Annotated in this window: 25 protein-coding genes; 17 read left to right on the forward strand and 8 right to left on the reverse strand. The window is 71.2% G+C overall.

The genetic code is table 11. The features are described 5' to 3' along the window. Window positions 1-70: 70 nt before the first annotated feature. The 8 genes from AB0M83_RS01375 (at window position 71) to AB0M83_RS01410 (ending at window position 6,540) form a co-directional block, all read left to right on the forward strand. Window positions 71-451 carry a hypothetical protein gene (locus AB0M83_RS01375; protein ID WP_364510661.1) on the forward strand — a complete coding sequence of 127 codons (381 nt, stop codon included), beginning with the start codon at window positions 71-73 and terminating at the stop codon, window positions 449-451. 28 nt (window positions 452-479) lie between these two features. Next, entirely contained in the window at window positions 480-1,046 is a 567-nt protein-coding gene (locus AB0M83_RS01380; protein ID WP_364510837.1) for a DUF3558 domain-containing protein, read from the forward strand. Between the two features lie 9 nt (window positions 1,047-1,055). Then, window positions 1,056-2,651, forward strand: coding sequence for a hypothetical protein (locus tag AB0M83_RS01385; RefSeq protein ID WP_364510664.1), 1,596 nt, complete (start codon window positions 1,056-1,058; stop codon window positions 2,649-2,651). A gap of 2 nt (window positions 2,652-2,653) precedes the next feature. Continuing rightward, entirely contained in the window at window positions 2,654-3,412 is a 759-nt protein-coding gene (locus AB0M83_RS01390; RefSeq protein WP_364510667.1) for an ESX secretion-associated protein EspG, read from the forward strand. Window positions 3,413-3,544: 132 nt separating this feature from the next. Then, on the forward strand, window positions 3,545-3,856 hold the full coding sequence (locus AB0M83_RS01395) for a hypothetical protein (protein WP_364510669.1): 312 nt from the start codon (window positions 3,545-3,547) through the stop codon (window positions 3,854-3,856). Between the two features lie 71 nt (window positions 3,857-3,927). Then, entirely contained in the window at window positions 3,928-5,007 is a 1,080-nt protein-coding gene (locus AB0M83_RS01400; RefSeq protein ID WP_364510672.1) for a transglycosylase SLT domain-containing protein, read from the forward strand. Window positions 5,008-5,068: 61 nt separating this feature from the next. Further along, window positions 5,069-6,247, forward strand: a complete 1,179-nt coding sequence (locus tag AB0M83_RS01405) for a pyridoxal phosphate-dependent aminotransferase (protein ID WP_364510674.1) — start codon at window positions 5,069-5,071, stop codon at window positions 6,245-6,247. A 101-nt stretch (window positions 6,248-6,348) separates the two neighbouring features. Further along, entirely contained in the window at window positions 6,349-6,540 is a 192-nt protein-coding gene (locus AB0M83_RS01410; protein ID WP_364510677.1) for a hypothetical protein, read from the forward strand. A gap of 24 nt (window positions 6,541-6,564) precedes the next feature. Here the strand turns inward: AB0M83_RS01410 and AB0M83_RS01415 are convergent, their stop codons facing one another. Together AB0M83_RS01415 and AB0M83_RS01420 are read right to left on the reverse strand one after the other, a co-directional pair. Continuing rightward, a complete protein-coding gene (locus tag AB0M83_RS01415; RefSeq protein WP_364510839.1) occupies window positions 6,565-7,143 on the reverse strand; it encodes an HAD family phosphatase in 579 nt (192 codons plus the stop codon). A gap of 14 nt (window positions 7,144-7,157) precedes the next feature. Then, window positions 7,158-8,183, reverse strand: a complete 1,026-nt coding sequence (locus tag AB0M83_RS01420) for a GntG family PLP-dependent aldolase (RefSeq protein WP_364510680.1) — start codon at window positions 8,181-8,183, stop codon at window positions 7,158-7,160. Between the two features lie 135 nt (window positions 8,184-8,318). On the opposite strand from AB0M83_RS01420, the gene AB0M83_RS01425 reads away from it, so the two are divergent. Genes AB0M83_RS01425 through AB0M83_RS01440 form a run of 4 tightly spaced genes read left to right on the forward strand, consistent with a single transcriptional unit; the run spans window position 8,319 to window position 11,095 of the window. After that, window positions 8,319-8,828 (forward strand): SigE family RNA polymerase sigma factor, encoded by a 510-nt coding sequence (locus AB0M83_RS01425; protein WP_364510683.1) that lies wholly within the window; start codon window positions 8,319-8,321, stop codon window positions 8,826-8,828. Further along, entirely contained in the window at window positions 8,821-9,537 is a 717-nt protein-coding gene (locus AB0M83_RS01430) for a hypothetical protein (RefSeq protein WP_364510686.1), read from the forward strand. The genes AB0M83_RS01425 and AB0M83_RS01430 overlap by 8 nt, the downstream gene beginning before the upstream one ends. A 34-nt stretch (window positions 9,538-9,571) precedes the next feature. Then, the gene (locus tag AB0M83_RS01435) at window positions 9,572-10,168 is read left to right on the forward strand and encodes a TetR family transcriptional regulator (protein ID WP_364510688.1); all 597 of its coding nucleotides are present in this window, start codon (window positions 9,572-9,574) and stop codon (window positions 10,166-10,168) included. An 18-nt stretch (window positions 10,169-10,186) separates the two neighbouring features. After that, window positions 10,187-11,095 carry a LysR family transcriptional regulator gene (locus AB0M83_RS01440; RefSeq protein WP_364510691.1) on the forward strand — a complete coding sequence of 303 codons (909 nt, stop codon included), beginning with the start codon at window positions 10,187-10,189 and terminating at the stop codon, window positions 11,093-11,095. Window positions 11,096-11,153: 58 nt separating this feature from the next. On the opposite strand, the gene AB0M83_RS01445 is transcribed toward AB0M83_RS01440, so the two are convergent. From AB0M83_RS01445 to AB0M83_RS01455, 3 genes are read right to left on the reverse strand one after another with little or no spacing between them, the layout of a single operon-like run. Further along, window positions 11,154-11,762, reverse strand: a complete 609-nt coding sequence (locus tag AB0M83_RS01445) for an NAD(P)H-binding protein (protein ID WP_364510693.1) — start codon at window positions 11,760-11,762, stop codon at window positions 11,154-11,156. Beyond that, window positions 11,759-12,535 carry an inositol monophosphatase family protein gene (locus AB0M83_RS01450; protein ID WP_364510696.1) on the reverse strand — a complete coding sequence of 259 codons (777 nt, stop codon included), beginning with the start codon at window positions 12,533-12,535 and terminating at the stop codon, window positions 11,759-11,761. The genes AB0M83_RS01445 and AB0M83_RS01450 overlap by 4 nt, the downstream gene beginning before the upstream one ends. Window positions 12,536-12,593: 58 nt before the next feature. Further along, window positions 12,594-13,310 (reverse strand): FCD domain-containing protein, encoded by a 717-nt coding sequence (locus AB0M83_RS01455; protein ID WP_364510698.1) that lies wholly within the window; start codon window positions 13,308-13,310, stop codon window positions 12,594-12,596. A gap of 159 nt (window positions 13,311-13,469) precedes the next feature. On the opposite strand from AB0M83_RS01455, the gene AB0M83_RS01460 reads away from it, so the two are divergent. Genes AB0M83_RS01460 through AB0M83_RS01475 form a run of 4 tightly spaced genes read left to right on the forward strand, consistent with a single transcriptional unit; the run spans window position 13,470 to window position 18,571 of the window. After that, the gene (locus tag AB0M83_RS01460) at window positions 13,470-14,768 is read left to right on the forward strand and encodes an extracellular solute-binding protein (RefSeq protein WP_364510701.1); all 1,299 of its coding nucleotides are present in this window, start codon (window positions 13,470-13,472) and stop codon (window positions 14,766-14,768) included. A 1-nt stretch (window position 14,769) separates the two neighbouring features. Next, a complete protein-coding gene (locus AB0M83_RS01465; protein WP_364510704.1) occupies window positions 14,770-15,690 on the forward strand; it encodes a sugar ABC transporter permease in 921 nt (306 codons plus the stop codon). Next, window positions 15,687-16,508 (forward strand): carbohydrate ABC transporter permease, encoded by an 822-nt coding sequence (locus AB0M83_RS01470; protein ID WP_364510707.1) that lies wholly within the window; start codon window positions 15,687-15,689, stop codon window positions 16,506-16,508. The genes AB0M83_RS01465 and AB0M83_RS01470 overlap by 4 nt, the downstream gene beginning before the upstream one ends. A 14-nt stretch (window positions 16,509-16,522) precedes the next feature. Further along, complete coding sequence (locus AB0M83_RS01475) at window positions 16,523-18,571, forward strand: alpha-galactosidase (protein WP_364510710.1); 2,049 nt, start codon at window positions 16,523-16,525, stop codon at window positions 18,569-18,571. On the opposite strand, the gene AB0M83_RS01480 is transcribed toward AB0M83_RS01475, so the two are convergent. The 3 genes from AB0M83_RS01480 to AB0M83_RS01490 are packed head-to-tail and all read right to left on the reverse strand — an operon-like array spanning window position 18,523 to window position 21,042. Further along, a complete protein-coding gene (locus AB0M83_RS01480; protein WP_364510712.1) occupies window positions 18,523-19,521 on the reverse strand; it encodes a beta-propeller fold lactonase family protein in 999 nt (332 codons plus the stop codon). The genes AB0M83_RS01475 and AB0M83_RS01480 overlap by 49 nt on opposite strands. Then, window positions 19,514-20,131: a bifunctional 4-hydroxy-2-oxoglutarate aldolase/2-dehydro-3-deoxy-phosphogluconate aldolase gene (locus AB0M83_RS01485; RefSeq protein WP_364510714.1), complete on the reverse strand. Its 618-nt coding sequence runs from the start codon at window positions 20,129-20,131 to the stop codon at window positions 19,514-19,516. The genes AB0M83_RS01480 and AB0M83_RS01485 overlap by 8 nt, the downstream gene beginning before the upstream one ends. Beyond that, complete coding sequence (locus AB0M83_RS01490; protein WP_364510717.1) at window positions 20,128-21,042, reverse strand: sugar kinase; 915 nt, start codon at window positions 21,040-21,042, stop codon at window positions 20,128-20,130. The genes AB0M83_RS01485 and AB0M83_RS01490 overlap by 4 nt, the downstream gene beginning before the upstream one ends. Window positions 21,043-21,314: 272 nt before the next feature. On the opposite strand from AB0M83_RS01490, the gene AB0M83_RS01495 reads away from it, so the two are divergent. Then, window positions 21,315-23,276, forward strand: a complete 1,962-nt coding sequence (locus tag AB0M83_RS01495) for a hypothetical protein (protein WP_364510720.1) — start codon at window positions 21,315-21,317, stop codon at window positions 23,274-23,276. Window positions 23,277-23,280: the final 4 nt, after the last annotated feature.

The raw sequence follows: 23,280 nt of genomic DNA on the forward strand, positions 1-23,280 counted from the left end.
CTGTCACACCCGGGTTGGTAGCCTCGACGGGAGTCGGCCGGTCACTGTCCGTATGACGTCAGGGGAGAGCATGTCAGGACCCTCGTACGACCTCAGTTCGGCCGTGCCCGTGGCGCCGGCGGCCGCGGACGTCCTGGTCCACCCGGACAAGCTGCTGGACGTCGCCCGGATCGTCGAAGAGCAGGCCAACGCCCTCGAAGACCAGCTGCTGACCAAGCTCGGGCAGCTGCGGATCGACGCGCCGTCGGCCGACGTCATCAGCACGCAGTCGATCGACGCCTGGAACACCCTGATCGCCGACGGCGACCGTTCCTACGCGGGCCAGGTCCGCGAGTACGTCGCCGGCCTGAAGCGCCTGGTTTCGCAGCTGCGCGACGCCGCCAAGGACTACAAGGTCAGCGACGAGGAAAAGGCGGCGGTGTTCGGTGACCGCGCCAAGCACGGTGCGTAGCCGGAAGGTGCGCATCGTCACCGGGGGCATGCTCGCGACGGCGGCGCTCGCCGGCTGCTCGGCGGGCACCGAAGGCACGCCCTACCCGGTCGAGACGGCCGCGACCGCGGCGTCGCAGAGCGCCAAGGCGGCCCAGCTGCCGCAGCGGCCGGCCGAGCTGACCCTGCAGGGCGTCAACCTGTGCGAGGTGTTCCCGCAGGTGCAGCTCGACGCCATGAAGATCACCAGCACCCCTCGGGAAGCTCCGCCGGAGGACGGGCCGACGTGCGTGTTCGACGCGGACGGCGCCGAGCCCGTGCACGCCTACCACGTGCGCGCGGTGTCCGCGGACCTCGACGAGTGGATCACCGGGGCCCGCAAGAAGAACAGCATGACCACCGAGCCGAAGACCATCGGCGGCTACCCGGCGCTGACGAACTACCGCGCGGCCGGCGACCCGGCCGACTGCGAGGCGCTCGTCGGCGTCGCGCGGGGCCAGACGCTGGCCGTCCAGACCTTCGCCATCACCCGCGGCAAGTTCACGCAGCCGCAGCTGTGCGACCTGTCGGTGCAAGCCGCCGACGTCGCGCTGCAGTCCTTGAAGTCACGCAACTAGGGAGGGCGCGTGGAATTCTCCGAGCTCGCGGCCGGGATCCAGAACCACCGGTTCGACGGCTGGACCAACACCGCGATCGCCGACCAGATCACGCGGATGGTCAACGGTGACGGCACCGGCAGCATCGGCACGGCCGTCGATGCGCTGAAAGCCGTCGCGACCGCCCTCGCCCACACCGACCAGACGCTGCGCGCGCAGCTGCTCAAGCTCGGCGTCGAATGGCAGAGCCAGGCCGGTGGTGCGGCCAGCCAGGTGCTCACCGAGCAGGCCGGGTTCTCCCAGGACGCGACGACGAAGGTCGCGCACGCCGCGGAGATGGTGTTCGAGCAGGGCGAGTCGTTCAACCGCACCAAGTACAAGCTCCCGGACGCCGAGACCGTCCGGAAGGGCGCGGGCGGCTACACGCTCACCGACGGCCTGCTGCTGAGCCTGATCGGCTTCGAGACCGACCACGCCCGGCAGGTCGAGGCCGCGAACGACGCCAAGGAGCAGGCGAAGCAGGCGCTGAACGAGTACGCGCAGGAAAGCGGCACCAACCTGCTCTCGACGCAGTCGCTGTCCGACCCCGAGTCGTTGAAGCTGGCCGCCCCGGGCGTCACGCCGGGCGTGCTGGACGTCGCGGGTGCCGCCGTCGCGGTGACGCCGGACGGCGGCGTGAAGCCTGCTTCGGACAAGGTCCGGTCGGTGCACGTCGAGCCGCCGGTGGTGCAGCCCGTGTCGCACACGGTGCACGCCGACACGCCGACCCCGGTCTACGGTGTCGCGGCGCAGCAGCCGTCCCGGCCCGCCGCGCAGGCGCCGCGCCAGACCGGCGCGGGCGCCCCGCCCGCGCAGCACACGACACCCAGCTCGTCGACGACCCCGGCGGGGGTGAGGCCGCCGACGTCGGCGCCCGGCCCCGGCTGGGTCAACGCGCCGGGCCGCGGCACGTCCTCCGGCGACCCCGCCCACTTCTCGCCGGGCCTGGCCACCGGCGGCGGTGGCGAGCAGTTCGTGCCGCCGGGTGCGCCCGGCTCGGTGCCACCCGGTTCGCTGCCGCCCGGCTCGTCGCCGGCGACGGCGCCGATCAAGTCGCTCGGCGGCGGTGGCGCGTCCGGTGCCGGCTCGACCGGCGTCGAAGGTTCGCTCGGCGGTACCAACCGCGGCCCCGACGGCCTGCTGGCCAAGGGCCGCACGGTCGGCGCGATGCCGCAGGCCCCGCTCCCGCCCGGTCAGTTCACGGCCGAACGCGGGTTCGTGGCGAGGCCCGGCGCGACCCCGGGCGAGATCGGCGCGGGCGCGGCGGCGATCGGCGCGGGTGCGGCCGGCGGCGCGCTGAGCGGCGACAAGGAGCGCCTGCGGCGGGAGAAGGGCGAGGCGAAGGGGCCAGTGCGGCCGCTGCCGGTCGGCGAGCTGCCCGAGGAAGAGGCCGTCGCGCTGCGGAAGTCGGAGCAGATCAGGCCGAAGCAGCAGCCCGGCGAAGCGAGGTTCCTGTCCGAGGCGGCCCCGCAGGAGGACGACGCCGAACACGTCCGCCGCTACGGCGTCGACGACCAGGATCTGTTCGCCGACCAGCGGATGGTTTCCCCCGACGTGCTCGGCGACCACGGCGGGGACGGGCGCTGACCGTGTCGCTGGTGCTGTCCGCGCGTGAGTTCGACGTGCTCTGGGAGTCGTTGGACCTGCCGCGCCGGCACGTCGCCCTGGACGTGCCGAGCGAAGGAACCACCCGCACCGAGCGGCGGGAAGTGGTGGAAGCGGCGTGGGCGTCGCTGAGTGAGCGGCGCCTGGCCCGCAACGGCCGGGTGTCGGGCGAGGTGGCGGACCAGCTGCACCTGCTGGCCCGCCCCCAGTTCGGCCTCGACGTGTGGGTGTGGGCCGAACGCGAGATCCGCGGCCGCGCGGTGAGCGTCCGCGGCCAGGCGGTGCTGGCGGTGGTGGACCACGGCGAGGTCTGGCTGATCCCGGCCACGGAGGACGGCCTCCCCGAGGCGGCGGTCTCGGTCGCGGGCGATCTGGGGCCGGGCATCGGCCAGACGGTGAGCATCCCGTACTCGGTGCTGCGCGAGGCCGACGCGGCCGCGCGCGGCGAGGCGAAGGCGCTGGTCACGGCGTTGGAAGATCGGGGCGTGGAACTGTTCCAGGCCCAGGAGCTGTCGGGGATGCTGCTGGGCCAGGAGGCCCGGGGTCAGTTCGGCGCGGAGCGGGTCGGCCGCGACGGGATGGTCCACCGGGCGGGCCGGGTGGTGGCGTTCTTCGACACGGACGCGGGACGGTACCTGTTCCAGGTGGTCTCGGACCGCGACGGCCGCGAGTGGGCGACCGTGACCCCGGCGGACAACGCCCTGCTGGCGACGAGGATCCGCGAACTGATGGCGGAGGCCTGATCCCCGCCGGGGGAAGTTGGCGTGGATCCGTACCCGCGACCGCGCGGAAGTCATAAAGTAAGCGCGGGAACCGTCCTGGTCATGACGACGTCTGATCGGGCGGACGCAAGTTTGCGAAGGGGATGACGAACCGTGCCTGTCTACGACACCGACTCGATGGCCATCGCGGCCGGCCAGGTGGAGAAGCTGAAGGACGAGTTCGAAAAGTCCAAGCAGAAGGTCACCGGCCTGGACCACGAGCACGAAAGCCCCTTCGGCGGGATGGACGACAAAGGCGACGCGCACAGCGCGGTCGGCAAGTTCAAGGACGGCGTGCACAGCCAGTTCGACGCCGCGGGCAAGCACATGGAGGCGCTGGGGTTCGCCATGCGCAAGGCCGCCGGCCTGATCGCCGAAACCGACCAGGTCGGGGCGAGCGATCTCAAGCTGCACGTCGACAAGTGAACTGAGCAGGGGGCACCAAAGTGGGCTTGAACGGGGTCGGCGCCGGAACGCCGGACAATTGGGACGCCTTCATGAAGAAGGTGAACCAGGTCGAAAAGGTCGACCTGAACAAGATTTCGGCGGCGGCCGCCCAGTTCCGCGAGGCGGGCAAGAACGCGGGCGACCACACCGCGTCGTTGAAGAACTCGACCGATGCTCTCAATTCCGGCGTGTGGGCCGGGCCGGCGGCGGACGAGTTCTTCAAGTACGTCCGCCAGGTCCGCGACGCCGGCACCAAGGTGCAGACCCACCTCGAGGACGTCGCCAAGGACCTGGACACCTTGCAGGCGAACCTCGCGGAGATCAAGCGCAAGGTCCAGGACAAGCAGAACTCCGCCGAGACCGCGGTCAACCAGCGCAACACCACGGCCGAGTCGGCCATGCAAACGGCGCTCCACAACGCGAGTGAGGCCCAGAAGAACGGCACGCCGGCGCCGAGTCCGAGCGCCGCGGAGATCTTCGATCAGGCCAAAAAGGACATACAAACCATCACCGCCGGGTTCGATGGCGACGTGGCCGCCTTGCAGGCCGAGGCCGACACGCAGATCAAGGCGTCCCAGAAGCTGATGTCCCAGCAGATCGAGGGCGGCTACGACCAGGTCCCCCTGCCGAGCAGCACCCCCGCGGCGCCGAAGAGCACCGGCGGCATCCACAGCAACGGCTCCTCCCACGGCGGTGGCGGTGGAGGAGGAGGCGGTGGTGGTGGCGGCGGGGGCCTTGGCCCCAGCGGCGGCCCCCCGTCCTCGCCGCCCCCGGGCAACGTCCAGCAGTGGATCCAGGAAGCCATCAAGGCGCTCCAGGCCGCCGGCGTCCCGGTCACCGACGCCGACATCCCCAACATCTGGGCGATCATCCAGCACGAGTCGGGCGGGAATCCCAACGCCATCAACAACTGGGATTCGAATGCCGCCGCCGGGCACCCGTCCAAGGGGCTCATGCAGTGCATCGACTCGACGTTCAACGCCCACAAGCTGCCCGGGCACGACAACATCTACAACCCGGTCGACAACATCATCGCCGGTGTCCGGTACTCCTACGACCGCTACGGCGGCCTCGGGAACGTGCCGGGCATCAAGGCCATGGCCCACGGCGGTGCCTACCAGGGTTACTGATCCGAAACGGGGCCTTGACGGCTTCTCGGTGAGCGCGGTCTCCCCGCGTTAGCCTGGCCGCATGGTCGACCTCGGAGCCTTCGCCGGGCCCGCACTGCGGGCCGGCGTGCCGCCCTTTCACGTCATGGACGTCCTCTCCGCGGCCGGTGCCCGGCAGCGCAGCCACGGCGATCTCGTGTCGCTCGCCGCCGGGCAGCCGTCCGCGCCCGCGCCGAAGCCCGTTCTCGAAGCCGCGGAAAAGGCCCTCCGGAGCGGCCCGCTCGGCTACACCGAACAGCTCGGCATCCCCGAGCTGCGCGAGGCCGTTGCCGGGCACTACCAGCGGAAATACCGTCTGGACGTCAGTGCGCAGGACGTCGTCGTGACCACCGGGTCCTCCGGGGGCTTCCTGCTCGCCTTCCTCAGCGCCTTCGACCCCGGTGCCAAGGTCGCGATGGCGCGGCCCGGCTACCCCGCCTACCGCAACCTGCTCTCCGTCCTCGGCTGCGAAGTCGTCGAGTTCGCCACCACCGCCGAGACGAACTTCCAGCCCACCGTCGCGCTGCTCGACGAGCTCGGCCCGATCGACGGCCTGATCGTCGCGAGCCCCAGCAACCCGACCGGGACCGTCCTGCCGCCCGGGGAGCTCGCCGCCATCACCGGCTGGTGCGCGTCGCACGGGGTGCAGTTGATCAGCGACGAGATCTACCACGGCATTTCCTACGGCGCCGAGCTCGACTGCGCGTGGCAGTTCGGCCGTGAGCCGCTCGTGCTCGGCAGCTTCTCGAAGTACTTCGCGATGACCGGCTGGCGGCTCGGCTGGATGCTCGTGCCGCAGCGTCTGCACCGCGCCGTCGACGTTCTGACCGGCAACTTCACCATCTGCCCGCCCGCGGTTTCGCAGTACGCGGGGCTGGCCGCCTTCACGCCCGAGGCGTACGCGGAGGCCGACGCGCACGTCGAGCACTACCGCGCCAACCGCGATCGCCTGTTCACCGGCCTCAAGGGCATCGGCCTCGACCGGCTCGCCCCCGCCGACGGCGCCTTCTACGTGTACGCCGACGTGAGCGCCTACACCCAGGACAGCCTGAGCTGGTGCCAGCGGCTGCTCGCCGACACGGGCCTCGCCATCACCCCCGGCGTCGACTTCGATCCGGTCGACGGCGGCAAGTACGTCCGGTTCTCCTTCGCCGGCAGCGCGGCCGACATCGACGAAGGCGTCCGCCGGCTGGGGGCCTGGCTCGCCCAGGGGGAACCCTGATTCATCCCTGAACGTTGGCTCTGCGAGGGGAGTTTCCCCGGCCGAGGTGTCACAGTGGAGTCACCAGGCCGGAGGGGCCACGGGAGCAATCGGAGGAAGCCATGTTCTGGAAGATCGTCGGCGGCCTGATCGTCGCTTGGGTGGCGTTCATGGTGCTCGGCGCCGTGCTCGGCTTCGTGTTCAAGGCCGTCCTGTGGATCGCCATCATCGGCGGCATCGTCTTCCTCGGCGCTGCCGGCTACCGCGCCATCAGCGGTGGCAAGAAGGACCCGAGGCGCATCAACCGCTACTGAGCGAACCCGCAGGCCGGGCGTGGCTCACTCGAGCCACGCCCGTGCCGCGTCGGCGCCGTTCCACACCTGGGCCTTGAGCCCGGCCGCCCGTGCACCTTCCACATTGGACGGACGGTCGTCGAAGAACAGGCAGTCGGCCGGCTCCGCGCCGAGCTCGTCGAGCAGGAGGCGGAAGATCTTCGCGTCCGGCTTGACGCACCGGACGTCACCCGAGAACAGTGTCACGCGGAAGTGGCGCGCCCAGTCCTGCGCGCGGACCCATTCGCCGAACACCACCGGGGCGTTCGACAGCAGCGCCAGCGACGCGCCGGCTTCGGAAAGCGCCTCGAGCAACGCCAGCGATGACGGTTCGAGGTGCGCCCAGCCCTCGATGTCGACGCGCGTCAGCTCGGCCGACAGCGCTTCGTCGACGGGCACGCCCACCGCCTGGCCGATCGTCTGCCAGTACTCGAGCGGAGTGCTCCCGGCGTCGTAGGGAATCCGGTAGTCCCAGTACGCCTTCTCGAATTCCGGCAGCGGTGCGCCCATCAGCGCGGCCATCTCCGGGCGGGCCGGGCTCGGCTTGCTCAGCACGTCGCCGTAGTCGAACACGATCCAGTTCACAGTGTCCCCAGTACTCATCGGGCGCCGGTCTTGATCCGGCGCAGGGCTTCTTCGACGTCGGCCGCGCTCAGGTCCCGGTGCGTGACGAACCGGACCCGGCCCGCCATCGGCACCGCCCGGATCCCGAGCGAGTCCAGCCAGGCCAGCGCGGTCGGGATGTCGGGTACCTGGGCGAGCACGATGTTGGTGTCCGGCACGTTCGTCGCCCAGCCGTGCTCGGTCAGGCCCTCGGCCAGGCGCCGGGCGTTTTCGTGCGACTCCGCCAGGTCCGGGACGCGGTCCAGCGCGACCAGGCAGGCCGCGGCCAGGATGCCGCCCTGCCGGACGCCGCCGCCGAGCATCTGCCGCATCCGGCGGGCCCGCTCGACGAACGCGGTGCTGCCCGCGACGACCGAGCCGACCGGCGCGCCGAGGCCCTTGCTGAAGCAGGCCGACACGGTGTCGACGCCGACGGTCAGCGCGGCGGGCGGCACCTCCAGCGCGACCGCGGCCTGCCACAGCCGGGCGCCGTCGAGGTGCACGGTCAGGCCGGCTTCCTTCGCGACGGACAGCAGCTGGGCGTGCTCGTCCGGCGGGGTCACTGCGCCGCCGGCCGCGTTGTGGGTGTTCTCGAGACAGAGCAGCGATGTCCGTAATGTGAAGTACGGCCCGGGTTGTCCGATCGCGGCTGCGAGGGCGTCGGGCGATGGGCGGCCCGGGCCGCCGTCGTGCTCCAGGATGTCCGGCATCCCGCCGGCCAGCCACGCCGCCGAGCCGAGCTCGTTGATCAGCACGTGCGCGCCCCGCGTGGCGAGGAACCGGTCGCCGCGCTGCAGGTGGAGGCTCAGCGCGATGAGGTTCGCCATGGTGCCGGTCGGCACCCACAGGGCGGCCGGCATGCCCAGGACGTGCGCGGCGCGCTCCTCCAGCGCCTGGACCGTCGGGTCGCGCTCGAGGACGTTGTCGCCGACCTCCGCGGACGCCATCGCCGCGCGCATCGTGTCATCCGGCCGGGTGACGGTGTCGGAACGGAAGTCCAGCGGCGGCAGCGTGAAGGTCACAGAGTGATCACATCACACGCACCCGACCGGGATCAATCAGCCCTCGGGTGGTCGAACCCACGGGGTCCGTGCAACCGTGGACGCCCCTGATTCCGTCCTACCCACCGACGACAACAGAGCGGAGCACGACTGCGCGTGGACCAGCGCGACGAGGAGGAGTTCGCGGAGTACTTCGCCGCCAGGCGGGACGCCGTGCGCCGGACCGCGTACATGCTCTGCGGAGACTGGCACCGGGCGGACGACCTCGCGCAGACGGCGTTCGTCGCGCTGCACCGGAGGTGGAAGAAGATCAGGGATCGCGCGGCGACCGACGCGTACGTCCGCAAGACGCTCGTCCGGGCGTCGATCGACGAATCGCGGCGTCCGTGGCGGCGCGAATGGCAGACCGAGGTGCTGCCGGAGCCGGCCGACGACTCGCCTGGGCTCGACGACCTCGTCGCGACCAGGGAAGACCTGCTCGCGGCGCTGAAGGAAGTGCCGCCCAAGCAGCGGGCGGTGCTGGTCATGCGGTTCTTCGAAGGACTCGACGTGACCAGCGCGGCGACGGCGCTGGGCTGCAGCGAAGGCAACGTGAAGAGCCAGACCGCACGCGGGCTGGCGAACCTCAAGCAGGTGCTGGAACGGGAGGTGGAGACCAATGGATGAGCAGGAGCTGCGCTCGTTGTTCTCCGCCGCGCCCGGCGAAGCGCCTTCGCCGACGTTCTCCCAGGACGACGTCGTCCGCGAATCCCGCCGCCAGACCGTGCGGCGCCGCAACCGGATCACCACCGGGGTGAGCGCCGCGGCGCTCGTGGTCGTCGGCTTCGGCGCATACGGCGTGCTGTCCGGGGGTACCCCCGAGGCACTGACGTCCGCGGACAACGGGGTCATGTCGTCGCAATCCGGGCCGGGATCGGGGCAACCCGGGCTGAGCCCGGCACGTCCTGAAGTCGGTGGGGAGTCACCGAACTTCTCGTCCGAACCACCTCGGCAGGGAGGTGACCAGGGCGGGAAGACCGGCCAGCTGGCCGAAGGCGCCTCCGGGTGCGAACAGGTGGACGGGGAGCTCGCCATCGCCCTCGCTGGCGAGCTCCCCGGCCACGTCACCGGTACCCCGGCTGTCCCGGGCGGCGCCTGTTCGACGGCCTCGCGCTCCGCCGGGTTCCCGGTTCCGGGCGGCGAGGTGTCCGCGGCGGTGTACCCGAAGGGCATTCCCGTCGTCTTCAAGTCCCAGCCGGCCGGCACGGTCACGGCCCAGGTGGCCACCGCGTCCGGCGGGTGGCTGGTACTGGTCAGCGTGCCTTCCTCCGGGGCGACGGCGCCGTACGCGGGCCAGGTGCAGGCGTTCGCGCACGCTCTCGCGCCCCGCTTCTGAGCCCGGGGCCGCCCGGTTGGCAGAATGACCGGTCATGACCGCTGCGACCACCCCGAAAGGGGAACGACGGCGCGCCGCGCTCGTCGAGGCCGCCGCGAAGCTGCTCGCCGAGGGCGGGTTCGACGCCGTCCGGCACCGGGCCGTGGCCGAGCGGGCGGGGCTGCCGCTCGCGTCGACGACGTACTACTTCGACTCGCTGGAAGACCTGGTCACGGCGGCCGTCGAGCACCACTCGAACGCCGAGCTGGCGGCGGGCCGCCGCCGGCTCGAGGAGCTGGCGACCCGCAACCGCGGCGTGCAGGCGACCGTCGACCTGGTGCTGGAGATGCTGCTCGGGCCGGAGACCGACGACCCGGAGGCCGACGCGGAAGCGGTGCTCCTGCGCTACGAACGCCTGGTCGCGACCGGTCGGCGCCCCTACCTGCGGCCGCTGATGCGGACGCTGTCGGCCCAGCTCGACGAGCTGCTCACGGAGATCTTCGCGCGGTCGGGCACCCCGGTGAGCGCGGCCGACCTGGAACGGCTGGTGGCGCTGGTCGACGGCGCCGTCGTCAACGCCCTGATCGCGATCGACCCGGCCCCGCGCGCGGCGGCGTCGCGGATGCTCCAGAACGCACTCGACGGCCCCTGACTCGTTACTGTCGTGCAGGTGGATCTGAACCTGCTGACCGCCTTGGACGCGTTGCTGGAGGAGAACTCCGTGCAGGCGGCCGCCGACCGGCTGCACCTCACGCCACCCGCGATGAGCCGCACGCTGGCGCGGATCCGGGCGACGACCGGCGACGACATCCTGGTGCGCACCGGCCGGACGATGACTCCGACGCCCCGCGCGCTGGCGATGCGCGACGAGGTCCGGACCCTGGTGGCCCGGGCGAACCGGGTGCTGGCCCCGGCCCGCACGGTGGACCCGGCGACGTTGCGGCGCACGTTCACCATCCAGGGCCACGACGCGCTGCTCGCGGCGCTGTTCCCGGCGTTGCTGCGCACGGCATCGGCCGAGGCGCCCGCGATGGGGCTGCGGTTGCTGGCGGAGGCCTCGGTGGACACGCCCGACCTGGCGCGCGGGCACGTCGACCTGGAGGTCGGGGCGACGGTGCCGGGATCGCCGGAGATCAGCCACGACGTCGTCGGCGAGGACCGCCTGGCGCTGGTGAGCCGCGCCGGTGTCGCGCTGGACCTCGACGAGTTCGCGGCGGCCGAGCACGTGATCGTGTCCCGGCGCGGCCGGTTGCGCGATCGCGTCGACAAGGCGCTGGCCGAGCTGGGAGTGCGCCGCCGGGTGGTGGCGGCGCTCCCGACGGCGGCGCTGGCGCTGCAGGCGATCGCGCACAGCGACGTGGTCGGGGTGATGCCGGTCCGGGCCACGGCGCCGGCGCGGGCGGACCTGGGTCTGGTGGCGACGGAGCTGCCGCTGGACCTGCCCTCGTCGCCGGTGGTGCTGAGCTGGCACAGCCGCTACGACACGGATCCGGCGCACGAATGGCTGCGCGCCCACTGCCGCACGGCACTGGCCGACGTGCTGGAGCCTGCTACCCCGGCGCCCGAAGGTCTTGAATGAGTCATTCAGGTCTTCCGGCGTCTTGAATGACTCATTCAGGACGTTTCGGCCGGCCGGGTCACTTCGGCAGAGCCACCAGAATCTCGCCGCGCGGGCCATTCTCGGCCGCGTCGAGCATCGCCGCCGCGACCGTCGCGTGGGTGACCATCGCCGGGAACCACCGGCGTGGCACGGAGTCCAGACGCACCACCCGCCGCGTCGGGCTGAGCGGGCCGCTCTTCATCGGGCCCACCTGGACCACCGTGCCGCCCATGCCGAGGATCGCCGCGTCCGCGCCCACCTTGTCCGGCAGTTCGGCCTTCATGAACCGCTCCACCAGCGTCCGCGTCAGCCACCCGGCCGCCGGGGCCGACGGCCCGGTCCCGAAAGCTCCCACCGACACCGCCCGCGACGGCCCCGCGGCCACCACCGCACGGGCGCCGGCGGTCAGCACGCCGGGCGGATCGCCCTTCCGCAGACCCAGGGCGTCGAGCACGATTTCGCTGTCCCGCAACGCATCCGCGATCCCGGCGGCGTCGTGGACGTCGGCCGCGACCGAAACCAGCCGGTCACCGGTAGCCGACGCGTGCCGGCTGATGGCCACCACGTCGTGCCCGCGCGAAAGCGCCTGCCGCACCAGCTCACTGCCCACCGCGCCCGACGCGCCGAGCACCGCCACCCGGCTCACTTCAGCACCTCCAGCGCCGCGGCGTGCAAACCCGGTGCGGCGACGAGAATGTCGGCCGAGTTGACGTCCCAGGCGCCACCCGCGAGGTCCGTGACGAACGCCCCCGCCTCCCCGGCCAGGAGCGCGCCGGACGCCGTGCCCGGCAGGTCGGGTTCGTACTGCCAGAACACGTCGTACTGCCCGGCGGCGAGGCCCAGCAAGGGGAACACCGTCGGGATCGTGTTGCGCACCAGCAACGCCCGCGAAGCCATCGCCGCGAACGCGCCCGCGAACCGTTCGTAGACAACGGAGTCGTTGCCGCCCTGGCTCGCCGTGACCGCCGCGGCCGAGAGGTCCGTCTTGGCCGAGACGCGCAGCCGCTGCCCGTTGAGGAAGGCGCCCTGCCCGCGCGCCGCCGTGTAGGTCAGGTCGCCGATCGGCCGGCGGAACACCGTGAGCTCCGGCTGCCCGTCCGTGACCAGCGTGATCGTCACACCCCACTCCGGCAGGCCGTGCACGTGGTTGACCGCGCCCTCGGTGCCGTCGACGACCCACCACCGGCCGGGCGGCACGACCCGGCCGGCTTCGTCTTCGTCCCACCAGCCAACCCCGGGCGCGACGCCGTCGAGCGCCTCGCGGACGATCGCCGTCGAGGCCGCCTCGAGACGGGTCCCGAGCTCGTACATCGCCGCCCGGTCCGCCGGCCGGCTCGCCGGGTCGAACGAAGCCAGCAAGGCTGATCCGGCCTCGTCGGCCGCCTGAACCATTGCCGCAAGAACGTTGTCGTTGGTCATGTGTTCATTACGGCACGACCAACAACCTGAATCCAGTGCAATCTACTTACTCGACGAGTTACCGCCGTGCACTTGTCTCGGCCTTGCGCCGCGCCTTGGCCAGGTCGTCGCGGGACTTCGTGACCAGGGCCAGCATCGCCTGCTCGGCCGCCACCGGATCGCCGGCCACGATCGCGTCGAACACCTTCCGGTGGCTCGGCACCGGATCCTCCGCTGCCGACGCCCCGTGCACCAGCTTGTCGCGCTCGGCCAGCCCGATCGCGATGACCCGCTCCATCCGCATCAGGAAGTTGTTGTGCGTGGCGGTCATCAGCCGCCGGTGGAACGCGAGGTCGGCCTGGACGCTCGCCTCCGCGTCGTCGGCCGCGGCCATGTCGGCCAGCGCCTCCCGCAGTGACTCGAGGTCTTCCTCCGACGCGCGCTCGGCCGCGATCCGCGCTGCCGCGGGCTCGACGACCGTGCGGACCTCGGTGAGCTCGTCGAGCAGGCCCGGGTCGTCGGCGGCCGCGGTCTGCCAGCGCATGACGTCGGCGTCGAGCAGGTTCCACTTCTCGCGCGGCTGGACGAACGTGCCGCGCTTCTGCCGGGCGTCGATCATCCCCTTGGCGGCCAGCACCTTCAGTGCCTCGCGCAGCGCGGTCAGGCTGATGTCGAGCTCTTCGCGCAGGGCCGGCAGGTCCAGGACGGTGCCCTCGCCCCACTCGTCGGAGAGGATCCGGCTGGCCAGTGCCTCCACGGTCTGGCCGTGCAACCCGCGTGGCCGGTGTTCGGTCAATGGAGGGCCCTCTCAGCTGGCAGGTCGTGATCGGAGCCATCCTACGCCGCCCACTAAGTCGTCATAAATTATGAATACATCTTGACACCGGCGTCGCCCGGTTGCACTCTTTGGCAGCAGTCACGCCCGCGAGGGCGCCACCGACAAAGGGGTCACGACATGACGAGTGCAGGCCTGTCCCGCCGTCGTTTCCTGCGCAACGCGAGCCTGGCCGGGCTGGGCGCCATCGGGTCGAGCAGCTTCCTCGCCGCCTGCGCCACCTCCGCGAACTCCGGCCCGGTCAAGCAGGCCGCCGGCGCGGTCACCGTCCAGTCGAACCTGTCCTCGCCCGAGGCGAAGAAGGCGATCGAAGCGCTGGCCCAGGCGTTCGGCGCGAAGGGCGGCGCGACGGCGACGGTCAACACCGTCGCGTCGGAAACCTTCCGCACCCAGCTGCCCAGCTACCTCACCGCGGCCACGCCGCCGGACACCTACACGTGGTACCCGGGTTCGCTGCTGTCCGGCTACGCGCGCAAGGGCCTGCTGCTCGACGTCGGCGACGTCTGGCAGACGATGGGCGACTACAGCGCCGCGTTCCGCGCGCTCTCCGGCGACGGCGCCGGGCACCAGGTCTTCATCCCCACTTCCTACTACTGGTGGGGCTTCTTCTACCGGAAGTCCAACTTCGCGAAGTGGGGCGTGCGGCCGCCGACGAACTGGAGCGAGTTCCTCGCGCTGTGCGAAACCCTGAAGAGCAAGGGAATCGCGCCGATCGGCCTCGGCGCGGGCGGCAACACGCCGTGGACCGCGTCCGCCTGGTTCGACTACCTGAACATCCGGATCAACGGCGCGCCCTTCCACCGCGAGCTGCTCGCCGGCAAGCAGCGCTTCGACGACCCGCGCGTCAAGAAGATCTTCGACCCGTGGCGCCAGGCCCTGCCGTACTTCGACCCGAACGGCACCGCGATCGCGTTCCAGGACGCCACGACCGTGCTGCTGCAGGGCCGCACCGGCATGGTGCTCACCGGCACGTTCTTCGCCGACGCCGCCCCCAAGGACGCGCTCGACGACCTCGACTTCTTCCAGTTCCCGATCCTCGACCCGGCGGTGCCGGTCGCCGAGGAGGGCCCGACCGACGGCTTCTTCGCCAGCGCGCGCACGCCGCACGTCGCCGAGGTCAAGGAGTGGTTCAAGTACGTCGCGACGGCCGAGGCGCAGGAGCTCTACATCAAGAACTCCTCCGGCACGGTCCTGCCGACCAACCCGTCCGCCAAGGACAACGGCACGCCGCTCGTCCAAAAGGGACGGAAGCTGCTCACCGAGGCCAAGGAGATCACGCAGTTCTTCAACCGCGACTCCTCCGACGCGCTGCAGCCGACCGCCGACGCCGCGCTGATCCGGTTCATCCAGAAGCCCAACGAGCTCGACTCGATCCTGAGCGACTGGCAGACCGCCGCGCAGAAGGTCTGGCAGTCCTGAGATGGCGGTGCTGACCGCGAAACGGCCCGACACGGCGTTCCCGGCCGCGAAACGCCGTCGTCGCCGGATCTCGCCCGTGCTGCTGGCGTTCGTGCTGGTGCCCCTCGTCGTCGAGGGGTTCTGGGTGTTCTGGCCGGCGCTGCAGGGGTTCTACCTGGCACTGACGAACTGGGACGGCGTCTCGGCGCCCACGTTCGTCGGCCTGGGGAACTTCGCCGAGATGTTCTCCGACGACATCTTCAAGACCGCCGCGCTCGACACGGTGATCTGGCTCGTGCTCTTCGGCGGCCTCTCGGCCGTCGGCGGGCTCGCGCTGGCGACGTTGCTGCAGAAGGAACGCCGTGGCGTCGGGTTCTACCGGGCTGCGCTCTTCACGCCGGTGGTGTTTTCGCTGGTCGCGACGTCGCTGATCTGGCAGGTGATCTACCAGCCGGACGGCGTCGTCAACAAGCTGCTCGGCGCGATCGGGCTCGGCAGCTGGCAGCACGCGTGGCTCGCCGACCCGAAGACGGCGCTGTACGCGGTGCTCGTCCCGGCTCTCTGGCGGCAGCTCGGCTACGTCATGGTGCTGTACCTGGCCGGGCTCAAGGGCATCGACCCGGCGCTGTACGAAGCGGCCAAACTGGACGGTGCCACGGCGTGGCAGCAGTTCCGCAACGTGACGTGGCCGCAGCTGCGCAGCGTCAACTCCGTGGTGTTGTCGGTGATCATCATCGACTCCCTGCGGTCGTTCGACGTCATCTGGTCGATGACGAAGGGCGGGCCGTACCACTCGTCCGAGGTGCTCAGCACGTACATGTACGCGACGGCGTTCCAGTCGCTGCGGCTCGGCTACGCGTCCGCGCTGGCCGTGGTGATCTTCGTGCTGGCGTTCGGCGTGATCGTGACCTACCTCGTGCGCGCCTTCCGGGAGGACTCGTGAGGAGGACGCGGACTTTCGGGTTCCACCTGCTCGCCGGCGGGCTCTCGGTGCTGTGGCTGCTGCCGATCGTGCTGGTGCTGACGACGAGCGTGCGGACGTTCTCGGACATCGCGTCGAACGGCCTCGGCGCACTGCCGGCGTCGTTCTCGCTCGACGGTTTCGGGCAGGCGTGGGGCGAGGGCGGCGGCGGGCACGCGATGCTCAACAGCCTGCTCGTGACGATCCCGACGGTGCTGCTCGCCCTGGTGCTGAGCTCGGCGGCGGCGTTCGCGCTGAGCCGCTACCGGATCCCCTTCCGCCGCACGATCATCCTGGTGATGCTGGCGGGAAACCTGCTCCCGCCTCAGATCCTGCTCGTGCCGGTCGCGAAGCTGGCCGAACTGCTGGGCATCTACGACACGCTGACGGCGCTGATCGTCGTGCAGGTCGGGTTCGGCCTCGGCTTCTACACGTTCGTGCTGCAGGGGTTCATGCGGTCGATCCCGGACGAGATCCAGCAGGCGGCGCTGATCGACGGCGCCGGCGTCGCGCAGATCTTCTGGCGGATCATCCTGCCGATGACCCGCCCGGCGCTGGCCGCGCTCGGCGCGCTGGCGTTCACCTGGACGTTCAACGACCTGCTGTGGTCGATCACCGTGCTGCGCACCGGGACGGTGATGCCGGTGACGCCGGCGCTGCTCGGCCTGCAGGGGCAGTACGTGTCCAACTGGAACGTGATCGCGGCGGGCTCGGTGATCGCGGCCGTGCCGACGGTCGCGGTGTTCCTGCGGTTCCAGAAGCACTTCATCTCGGGTCTGGCGATCGGGGCGATCAAGTGACGTGGACCCTGTCCATGAAATCCACTTCGTACACCGTGGCGCTGGATCCTTCCGCTCGCTGGGCCGAGCTCGTCGCCTGGGGGCCGCACGGGATCGAGGACGGGCCGTCGGTGTTCACGAACGCGGGCTCGGTGCACTTCATCACCGAGGCCGACGCGGCGCCGGTGGAATACGCGCCGCTGGGCCTGCGCCCGTTCTCCGGCGCGGACGTCGCGGTGCGCGGAGGTTCTTGGTGGCGCTTCGACGGCGAGGTTTCCGACGACGACCTGCGGTTGGCCTTCGCGGACGACGTTTCCGGGATGCGCGCGGTGCTGTGCTACCGGCCGGTGCCCGGGACCGACGTCCTGACCCGGTGGGTCGAATTCACGAACACGGGCTCGTCGACGCTGGAGTTCGACCGGCTCGGCTCGGCCGGCGTGTGTGTGCCCACGGTGTCCGGTGCGCAGCTGACGTACTTGACCGGGCAGTGGTCGCAGGAGTTCACGCGCCGGTCCGTTTCGCTGCCCGCGGGCGGGTTCCGGATGGAGAGCCGCTTCGGCGTTCCCGGCCACGCGCACGTGCCGTGGTTGGCGGTGCAGGACTCATCGGGCGGCCCCGCTTTCGGCGTTTCCTTGGAGTGGCCGGGATCGTGGGAGATTTCCGCCGATGTGGAGCCCTCCGGGCTGACCCGCGTCCGGGCCGGACGGCTGCCTTCGCCGGGACCGGTGCTCGAGCCCGGAGCCGCGCTGGCGACCCCGGCCGTCGCGCTGGCGTCCAGTGTGGACGGACTGGCCGGGCTGGCGTCCGTGTGGCACGACTACGACCGGGTGCTGGCCGGTACCCGCCGGCGGCGCCCGCGTCCGGTGCTCTACAACTCCTGGGAGGCCACGGGGTTCGACGTCCGGAGCGCGCATCAGCTGGAGCTGGCGAAGCGCGCGGCCGACCTCGGCGTCGAGCTGTTCGTGGTGGACGACGGCTGGTTCACCGGCCGGGACGACGACACCGGCGGCCTCGGTGACTGGACCCCGGCGGAGGAGTCGTTCGGCGCCTTCGTCGACTCGGTGCGCGAGCTGGGCCTGGAGTTCGGCCTGTGGGTGGAGCCGGAGGCGGTCAGCCCGAAGTCGCGGCTGTACGCGTCGCATCCGGATTGGGTGTACCGGATCGACGGGCGCCCGCTCACGTTGATCCGCAACCAGCTCCTGCTGGACCTGGGGCTGCCTGAGGTCGTCGCGTTCGTGAAGTCCACTCTGGACTCGTTGCTGTCGGCTTACCCGATCTCGTACCTGAAGTGGGACATGAACCGCCCGCCGACCGAGCGCGGCCGCCCGGGCGCGCCGTTCGCGGACCTGGACGCCGGGCACGTCGCGGGCTACCTGTCGGTGCTGGATCACCTGCGGTCGGCGCACCCGCACGTGACGATCGAAGCGTGCGCGGGCGGGGGCGGCCGCACGGACCTGGCGACGGTCGCGCGCACCGACGTCGTCTGGCCGAGCGACAACACCGGGCCCCTCGATCGGCTGGCGATCCAGGACGGGTTCCTGCTGATGCACGCGCCGCACCTGATGAGTTCGTGGGTGACGGACTCCCCAGGCGTGTTCGACCCGCGGCCCCGGTCGCTGCGGTTCCGTTTCGTGACGGCGATGGCGGGGGTGCTGGGTATCGGCGCGGACCTGTCACGGTGGACGTCGTCTCAGCACGCCGAGGCGGGCTCGCTGATTTCTCTCTACAAGTCGATCCGCTCGGTCATCCACCACGGAGCCGCCCGAGTGCTGGCCGGCCCCTCCTTTCCGACGGCTGCCACGCAGTACACGTCCGAGGACGGCGACACGGTCGTCGTCCTGGCGTGGAGCACCGGTCAGCTGACCGGGGCACCGCTGGTGCCCGGCCGATCGTCGCGAGTGCGCCTGTCGGTGTCTACGGAAGCGTCCTATGTGGATTCGCTGGGAACCCGCTATGCAGGCGCACACCTGAAGTACGCGGGCCTCCCGTTCGACTGGACCGAGGACCACGACGCGGACGTCGTGATCCTCCGGCGTCAGGGCAGCGACACCGGCAGCACGAACGTCGGTGAGCCCGTCGGGTAGTGCTTCAGTTCCGCTTCGCCGGATGCGGTCAGCGTGAACGCCGTGATCGCGTCCTCCGACTGCGCCGCTACGTAACAAGTACCGTCCACCAAGGCGAAGTGGCGCGGGTTCGCGCCGCACGGCTGGTCCGCGACCGCCAGGGCGTCGTCCAAGGCGAACTCCGTCACGCAGTCCGGGCCGCGGTTCGACACGTACATGCGCGCGTCCGCCAGCTCCAGGTGGGCCACCAGGTTGGGCTTCACCGATGACAGCGTCGACGCGGTGACCGACACGACCGAGAACGCGCCCGGCGAAGTCTCGCGGACCGTCACCACCGTTCCCGCCAGTTCGCCCACCACGTAGGCGAGGTCGGTACCCGGCCGCCGGACCAGCTGGCGAGGCCCGGTGCCCGGCGGCAGCGAAGAGACCGCGAGGGGCGACAACGAACCGTCGGAAGACAGCGTGTAGCTGCGGATCTCGTCCGTGCCGAGGTCGACCGCGCTCACGATGCCGTCGCCGGGGACCGCCATGTGGACGTGCGCCGCCTCTTGGCGGTCCGCGTCCGGCCCGCTCCCGCTGTGCTGCACCAGAGCGGTCCGGGACTCCAAAGCGCCGGAAGAAGACAGCGAAAACACCGCCAGGCTGCCGCCGGTGTAGTTGGCGCACAGCAGGAACCGGCCGTCCGGGGTCACCGCCAGGTGGCACGGGTGCGCGCCGCCCGTCTCGGCCGTGCCCAGCACCGACAACGACCCGGAGTCCGAAAGCGCCAACGCCGTCACACCACCGGTGGCGGTCTCGTTCGCCGCGTACAGAACCGGCAACGACGGGTGCTTCGTCAGCCACGACGGCGACTCCATCGGCAGGGAGGCGACTTCCGTCAGGTCGCCGGTGGCGGACCGCGAGAACGTCGTGATCCCCGTGCCGTTCCCCGCGTCGCCGGTGTAGCACCCGACGAAAACCAGCTCAGCCATGCGCGCTCCTCAACAGCGTCTCGACCAGGGCGGAGATCTCCGCGGTGGTGCCGCGGGTCAGCGCCGAGCCGACCCCGCACGCCACCGCGCCCGCCGCCAGCCAGCCTGGCACGTCGGCCGGTCCGATGCCGCCGGTGGGCACCAGCGGCGCCTGCGGGAGCGCCGCCCGGACGTCCTTCACCCAGGACGGGCTCAGCGCCGAGGCGGGGAACACCTTCACCGCGTCGGCGCCTTCTTCCAGCGCCCGCACGATTTCGGTCACCGAACCCGCGCCGGGAAACGCCGCTGCGCCGTACCGGTGAGCGGTACGGATCACCGCCGCGTCCACCGACGGCGACACCAGGAACCGCGCGCCCGCGCGGATCGCCAGCACCGCCGACGCTTCGTCGAGCACCGTGCCGGCGCCGATCGTCGCGTCCGGGTAGGCCGCGGACAGCCCCGAGATCGCGTCCAGCGCGCCCGGGTTCGTCAGCGGCAGCTCGATCGAGCGCAACCCGGCCTCCAAGGCCGCGCGCGCCGCCGAAACGGCCGACTCCGCGTCGTGTGTGCGCACGATCCCGACGACGCCTTGGCGCAGTGCGTTCGCGGTGATCTCCCAGCGATAAGTCATCGGTCCACCTCCGTGCCGAGCAGTGCTTTCGTGAGTTCGCCCCGGTCGGGCAGGCCTTCGAGGTCGGTCCGGGTGCCGACGACCAGCGCCGCGCAGGCCGCGCCCGCCCGCAGCGCTTCGTCCGGCGGCGCACCCCGCAGCCAGGCCGAGAGGTACCCCGACGTCAGCGCGTCACCCGCCCCGACCGGGTCGACGACCCGCGTGACCAGGCTCGGCTGCCACCAGGAACCGTCCGCGGTCACCGCCCGCGCGATCTTGTTCCGCTGTTTGACGACCACCGTCTGCGCCCGGCCGGCGAGCAGCGTGTCCGGCGTCTGCCCGAGCAGCTCGAGCTCGTCTTCTCCGGCGAAGACGAGATCCGCCCTGGTCAGCAGCGGTCCGACGACCGAGCGCCAGCGGTCCGGCTTCGCGAGCTTCAGCCGGACGTTCGGGTCGAAGGACACCCAAGCGCCCGAAGCGCGGGCCAGCGCGAAGAGGGCCTCGACGGCTTCGCGGGCGCCGGACGACAGCATCGCCGTGATCCCGGAGACGTGGACGAGCCGAGCGCCGTCGAGACCTGCGTCGCGCACGTACGCAGCTGACAGGCGCGAAGCAGCGGAGCCGCTTCGGTGGTACTCGACCGTCTCGGTGTCCCGGACCAGGAACCCGGTGTACGCCTCGGGATCGACCTCGACCTGCGATACGTCGACGTCGTCCGCGCGCAGGCTCGCGAGCACGTGGGCGCCGGACGGGTCGTCGCCGACGCGGCTCAGCCAGCGGACGCGGTGGCCGAGCCGGGCCAGGCCGACGGCGACGTTGGTCTCGGCGCCGGCAACGGACGACGTGAAGGTGCGGGCGCGCCGCAGGGCGACGCCGGGCTCGGCGAGCAGCAGCCGCATCGCCTCGCCGAGAGTGACGACTTCGGTCTTCATCGCGGACAGCATAGCGCGTGAAATCTTAATTTAGGATTTATTCTTGACGGAAGCCGAGACGCCCCGGCATGCTGCTCACCGGCTAGCTCGACGCTCCACCCTCCGGGGCTCCGCCCCGGGCCGGGGGCTCCGCCACCCGGAACCCCCGCAAAACACCTGTTCATCGGAGAAGGGTGTCCGGCAACATGCTTTTGAAGAGATCCTTAGCGGTCGTAGCAGCGGCAGCCGCCGCGCTCACCGCCATCGCGATCCCCGCACAGGCAACACCGGCCGTGGACCAAGGCGCTCCCGACTACTACGACAGCGGGGTCGCGAAGACCCCGTACATGGGCTGGAACACCTACTACGGCCTCGGCGCGCCCAGCGAGACGTCGGTCAAGTCCGTCGCGGACTTCCTCGTCTCCAGCGGCCTGCGCGACGCCGGCTACCGCTACGTCTGGATCGACGGCGGCTGGACCGCCCCGGACCCGCGCGACGCGCAAGGCAACCTCCTCGCGGACAGCGCGAAGTTCCCCAGTGGACTGTCCACTTTGGTCAACTACCTGCACGCCCGTGGGCTCAAGGCCGGCATCTACACCGACGCGGGCGCCTCCGACGGCAAGAACTGCGCGGCCGGCTCCGGCGGCCACTACGAGCAGGACACCCAGCGCTTCGCGAACTGGAAGTTCGACGCCGTCAAGGTCGACTTCCTCTGCGGCATCGCCCAGAACCTCAAGCCCGCCGAGGCGTTCACGCAGTTCAGCCAGGCCCTCGCCAAGGCGGGCCGTCCGATGGTGCTCAACGTCTGCAACCCGGTCACCGACGAGTGGGGCACCCCGCACGGGCCCGACCAGGTCGCCGGCATCGCCTACAGCTACGGCCCGCTCGTCGCCGACTCGTGGCGCACCAGCACGGACATCGCGTTCGGCACGCCGTACGAGGGCATCTGGAAAGACGTCCTGCGCAACATGGACGCCAACGCCGCGCACCCCGAGGCGAACGGGCCGGGCCATTACAACGACCCCGACTACCTCATCCCGATGCGCAAGACCGAGCAGGGCACCTACGAGCTGAACGAGGAGGAGTCGACCACCCAGTTCGTCATGTGGGCGGAGATGGCCTCCCCGCTGATCCTCGGCTCGGACCCGCGCACGCTCCCCGCGTCGATGCTCACGACGCTGAAGAACCCGGAGATCGTGGGTGTCAACCAGGACCGCCTCGGCATCCAGGGCGTCCGCGTCGCGAGCAGCGGCAGCACCGACACCTACAGCAAGGTCCTTTCCCGAGCCGGCGACCGCGCGGTCGTGCTGCTCAACCGCGGTGAGACGCCGACGCAGATGACGCTGAACTTCGCCGACGCCGGGCTCAAGGGCCGGGTGTCCGTTCGCGACCTCCGCGCCCGCGCCGACCGCGGCAGCGCGACCGGCTCGTACACGGTCACGGTCCCCGCGCACGGCACCGCGTTCCTGCGCCTGCACGGCACCGACCTCGTCCCGGGTGACGACCTCGGCGGCACGGCGTCCGCGAGCCCGGCGATCGTCCGCACCGGCGGAAAGACCGTGACGTTCTTCCGCGACCAGAGCGGCTCCCTGCAGGTCAACGGCCTCGACGGACCGCGTCAGGTCGGCGGCAAGTTTCTCGGCCAGCCCGCCGCGGTGGCCGGCCCGGACGGCATCGACGTCTACGTCCGAGGGCTCGACAACGCCGCCTACCAGCGCACTTACCGGTACGGCCACTGGGGCGACTGGAAGCGGCTGGGCGGGACGCTGACCGATTCGCCGTCCGTCACCGGCGACGGCACGCTCTTCGCACGCGGCGCCGACGGCCAGGTCTGGCAGCGGACCAGCGCCGGCCAGTGGTCCGGGCTCGGCGCGCCCGGCGGCAAGCCGATCTACGGCCGGCCCGGCGCGGCGACGGCCACGAGCGGCACGGTCGTCGCGGTCCGCACCGCCGACGACAGCGTCTGGGCCCGCACGAAGACCGGGGACACCTGGTCGGACTGGACGTCCGTCGGCGGCACGGTCAGCAGCAGCCCGACGCTCGTCGCGGTCGGCGCGAAGGTCGCGCTCACCGCGTCCGCGAGTGACTACACGCTGTGGGCCAACGACTGGTCCGGCTCGTGGGCGGGCTGGTTCAAGCGGCCGGAGTACCCGAGCGGGAGCATCGTGGGAACCCTCGGCGCCGCGTCCGACGGCGCGTCGCTGTGGTTCGCCGCCCGCGGGCCGGACGACCATGTGCACGTAGCCAAGTTCTAGGAAC

The sequence above is a fragment of the Amycolatopsis sp. NPDC051106 genome (assembly GCF_040682775.1).
Taxonomy (GTDB): domain Bacteria; phylum Actinomycetota; class Actinomycetes; order Mycobacteriales; family Pseudonocardiaceae; genus Amycolatopsis.

Bases quoted from the DNA above. Each gene is read 5' to 3' on its own strand.
- AB0M83_RS01375 (WP_364510661.1), top strand. From the start codon at position 71: ATGTCAGGACCCTCGTACGACCTCAGTTCGGCCGTGCCCGTGGCGCCG.
- AB0M83_RS01380 (WP_364510837.1), top strand. From the start codon at position 480: ATGCTCGCGACGGCGGCGCTCGCCGGCTGCTCGGCGGGCACCGAAGGC.
- AB0M83_RS01400 (WP_364510672.1), top strand. From the start codon at position 3,928: ATGAAGAAGGTGAACCAGGTCGAAAAGGTCGACCTGAACAAGATTTCG.
- AB0M83_RS01405 (WP_364510674.1), top strand. From the start codon at position 5,069: ATGGTCGACCTCGGAGCCTTCGCCGGGCCCGCACTGCGGGCCGGCGTG.
- AB0M83_RS01410 (WP_364510677.1), top strand. From the start codon at position 6,349: ATGTTCTGGAAGATCGTCGGCGGCCTGATCGTCGCTTGGGTGGCGTTC.
- AB0M83_RS01430 (WP_364510686.1), top strand. From the start codon at position 8,821: ATGGATGAGCAGGAGCTGCGCTCGTTGTTCTCCGCCGCGCCCGGCGAA.
- AB0M83_RS01435 (WP_364510688.1), top strand. From the start codon at position 9,572: ATGACCGCTGCGACCACCCCGAAAGGGGAACGACGGCGCGCCGCGCTC.
- AB0M83_RS01450 (WP_364510696.1), bottom strand. From the start codon at position 12,535: ATGACCAACGACAACGTTCTTGCGGCAATGGTTCAGGCGGCCGACGAG.
- AB0M83_RS01460 (WP_364510701.1), top strand. From the start codon at position 13,470: ATGACGAGTGCAGGCCTGTCCCGCCGTCGTTTCCTGCGCAACGCGAGC.
- AB0M83_RS01465 (WP_364510704.1), top strand. From the start codon at position 14,770: ATGGCGGTGCTGACCGCGAAACGGCCCGACACGGCGTTCCCGGCCGCG.
- AB0M83_RS01475 (WP_364510710.1), top strand. From the start codon at position 16,523: ATGAAATCCACTTCGTACACCGTGGCGCTGGATCCTTCCGCTCGCTGG.
- AB0M83_RS01480 (WP_364510712.1), bottom strand. From the start codon at position 19,521: ATGGCTGAGCTGGTTTTCGTCGGGTGCTACACCGGCGACGCGGGGAAC.
- AB0M83_RS01485 (WP_364510714.1), bottom strand. From the start codon at position 20,131: ATGACTTATCGCTGGGAGATCACCGCGAACGCACTGCGCCAAGGCGTC.
- AB0M83_RS01490 (WP_364510717.1), bottom strand. From the start codon at position 21,042: ATGAAGACCGAAGTCGTCACTCTCGGCGAGGCGATGCGGCTGCTGCTC.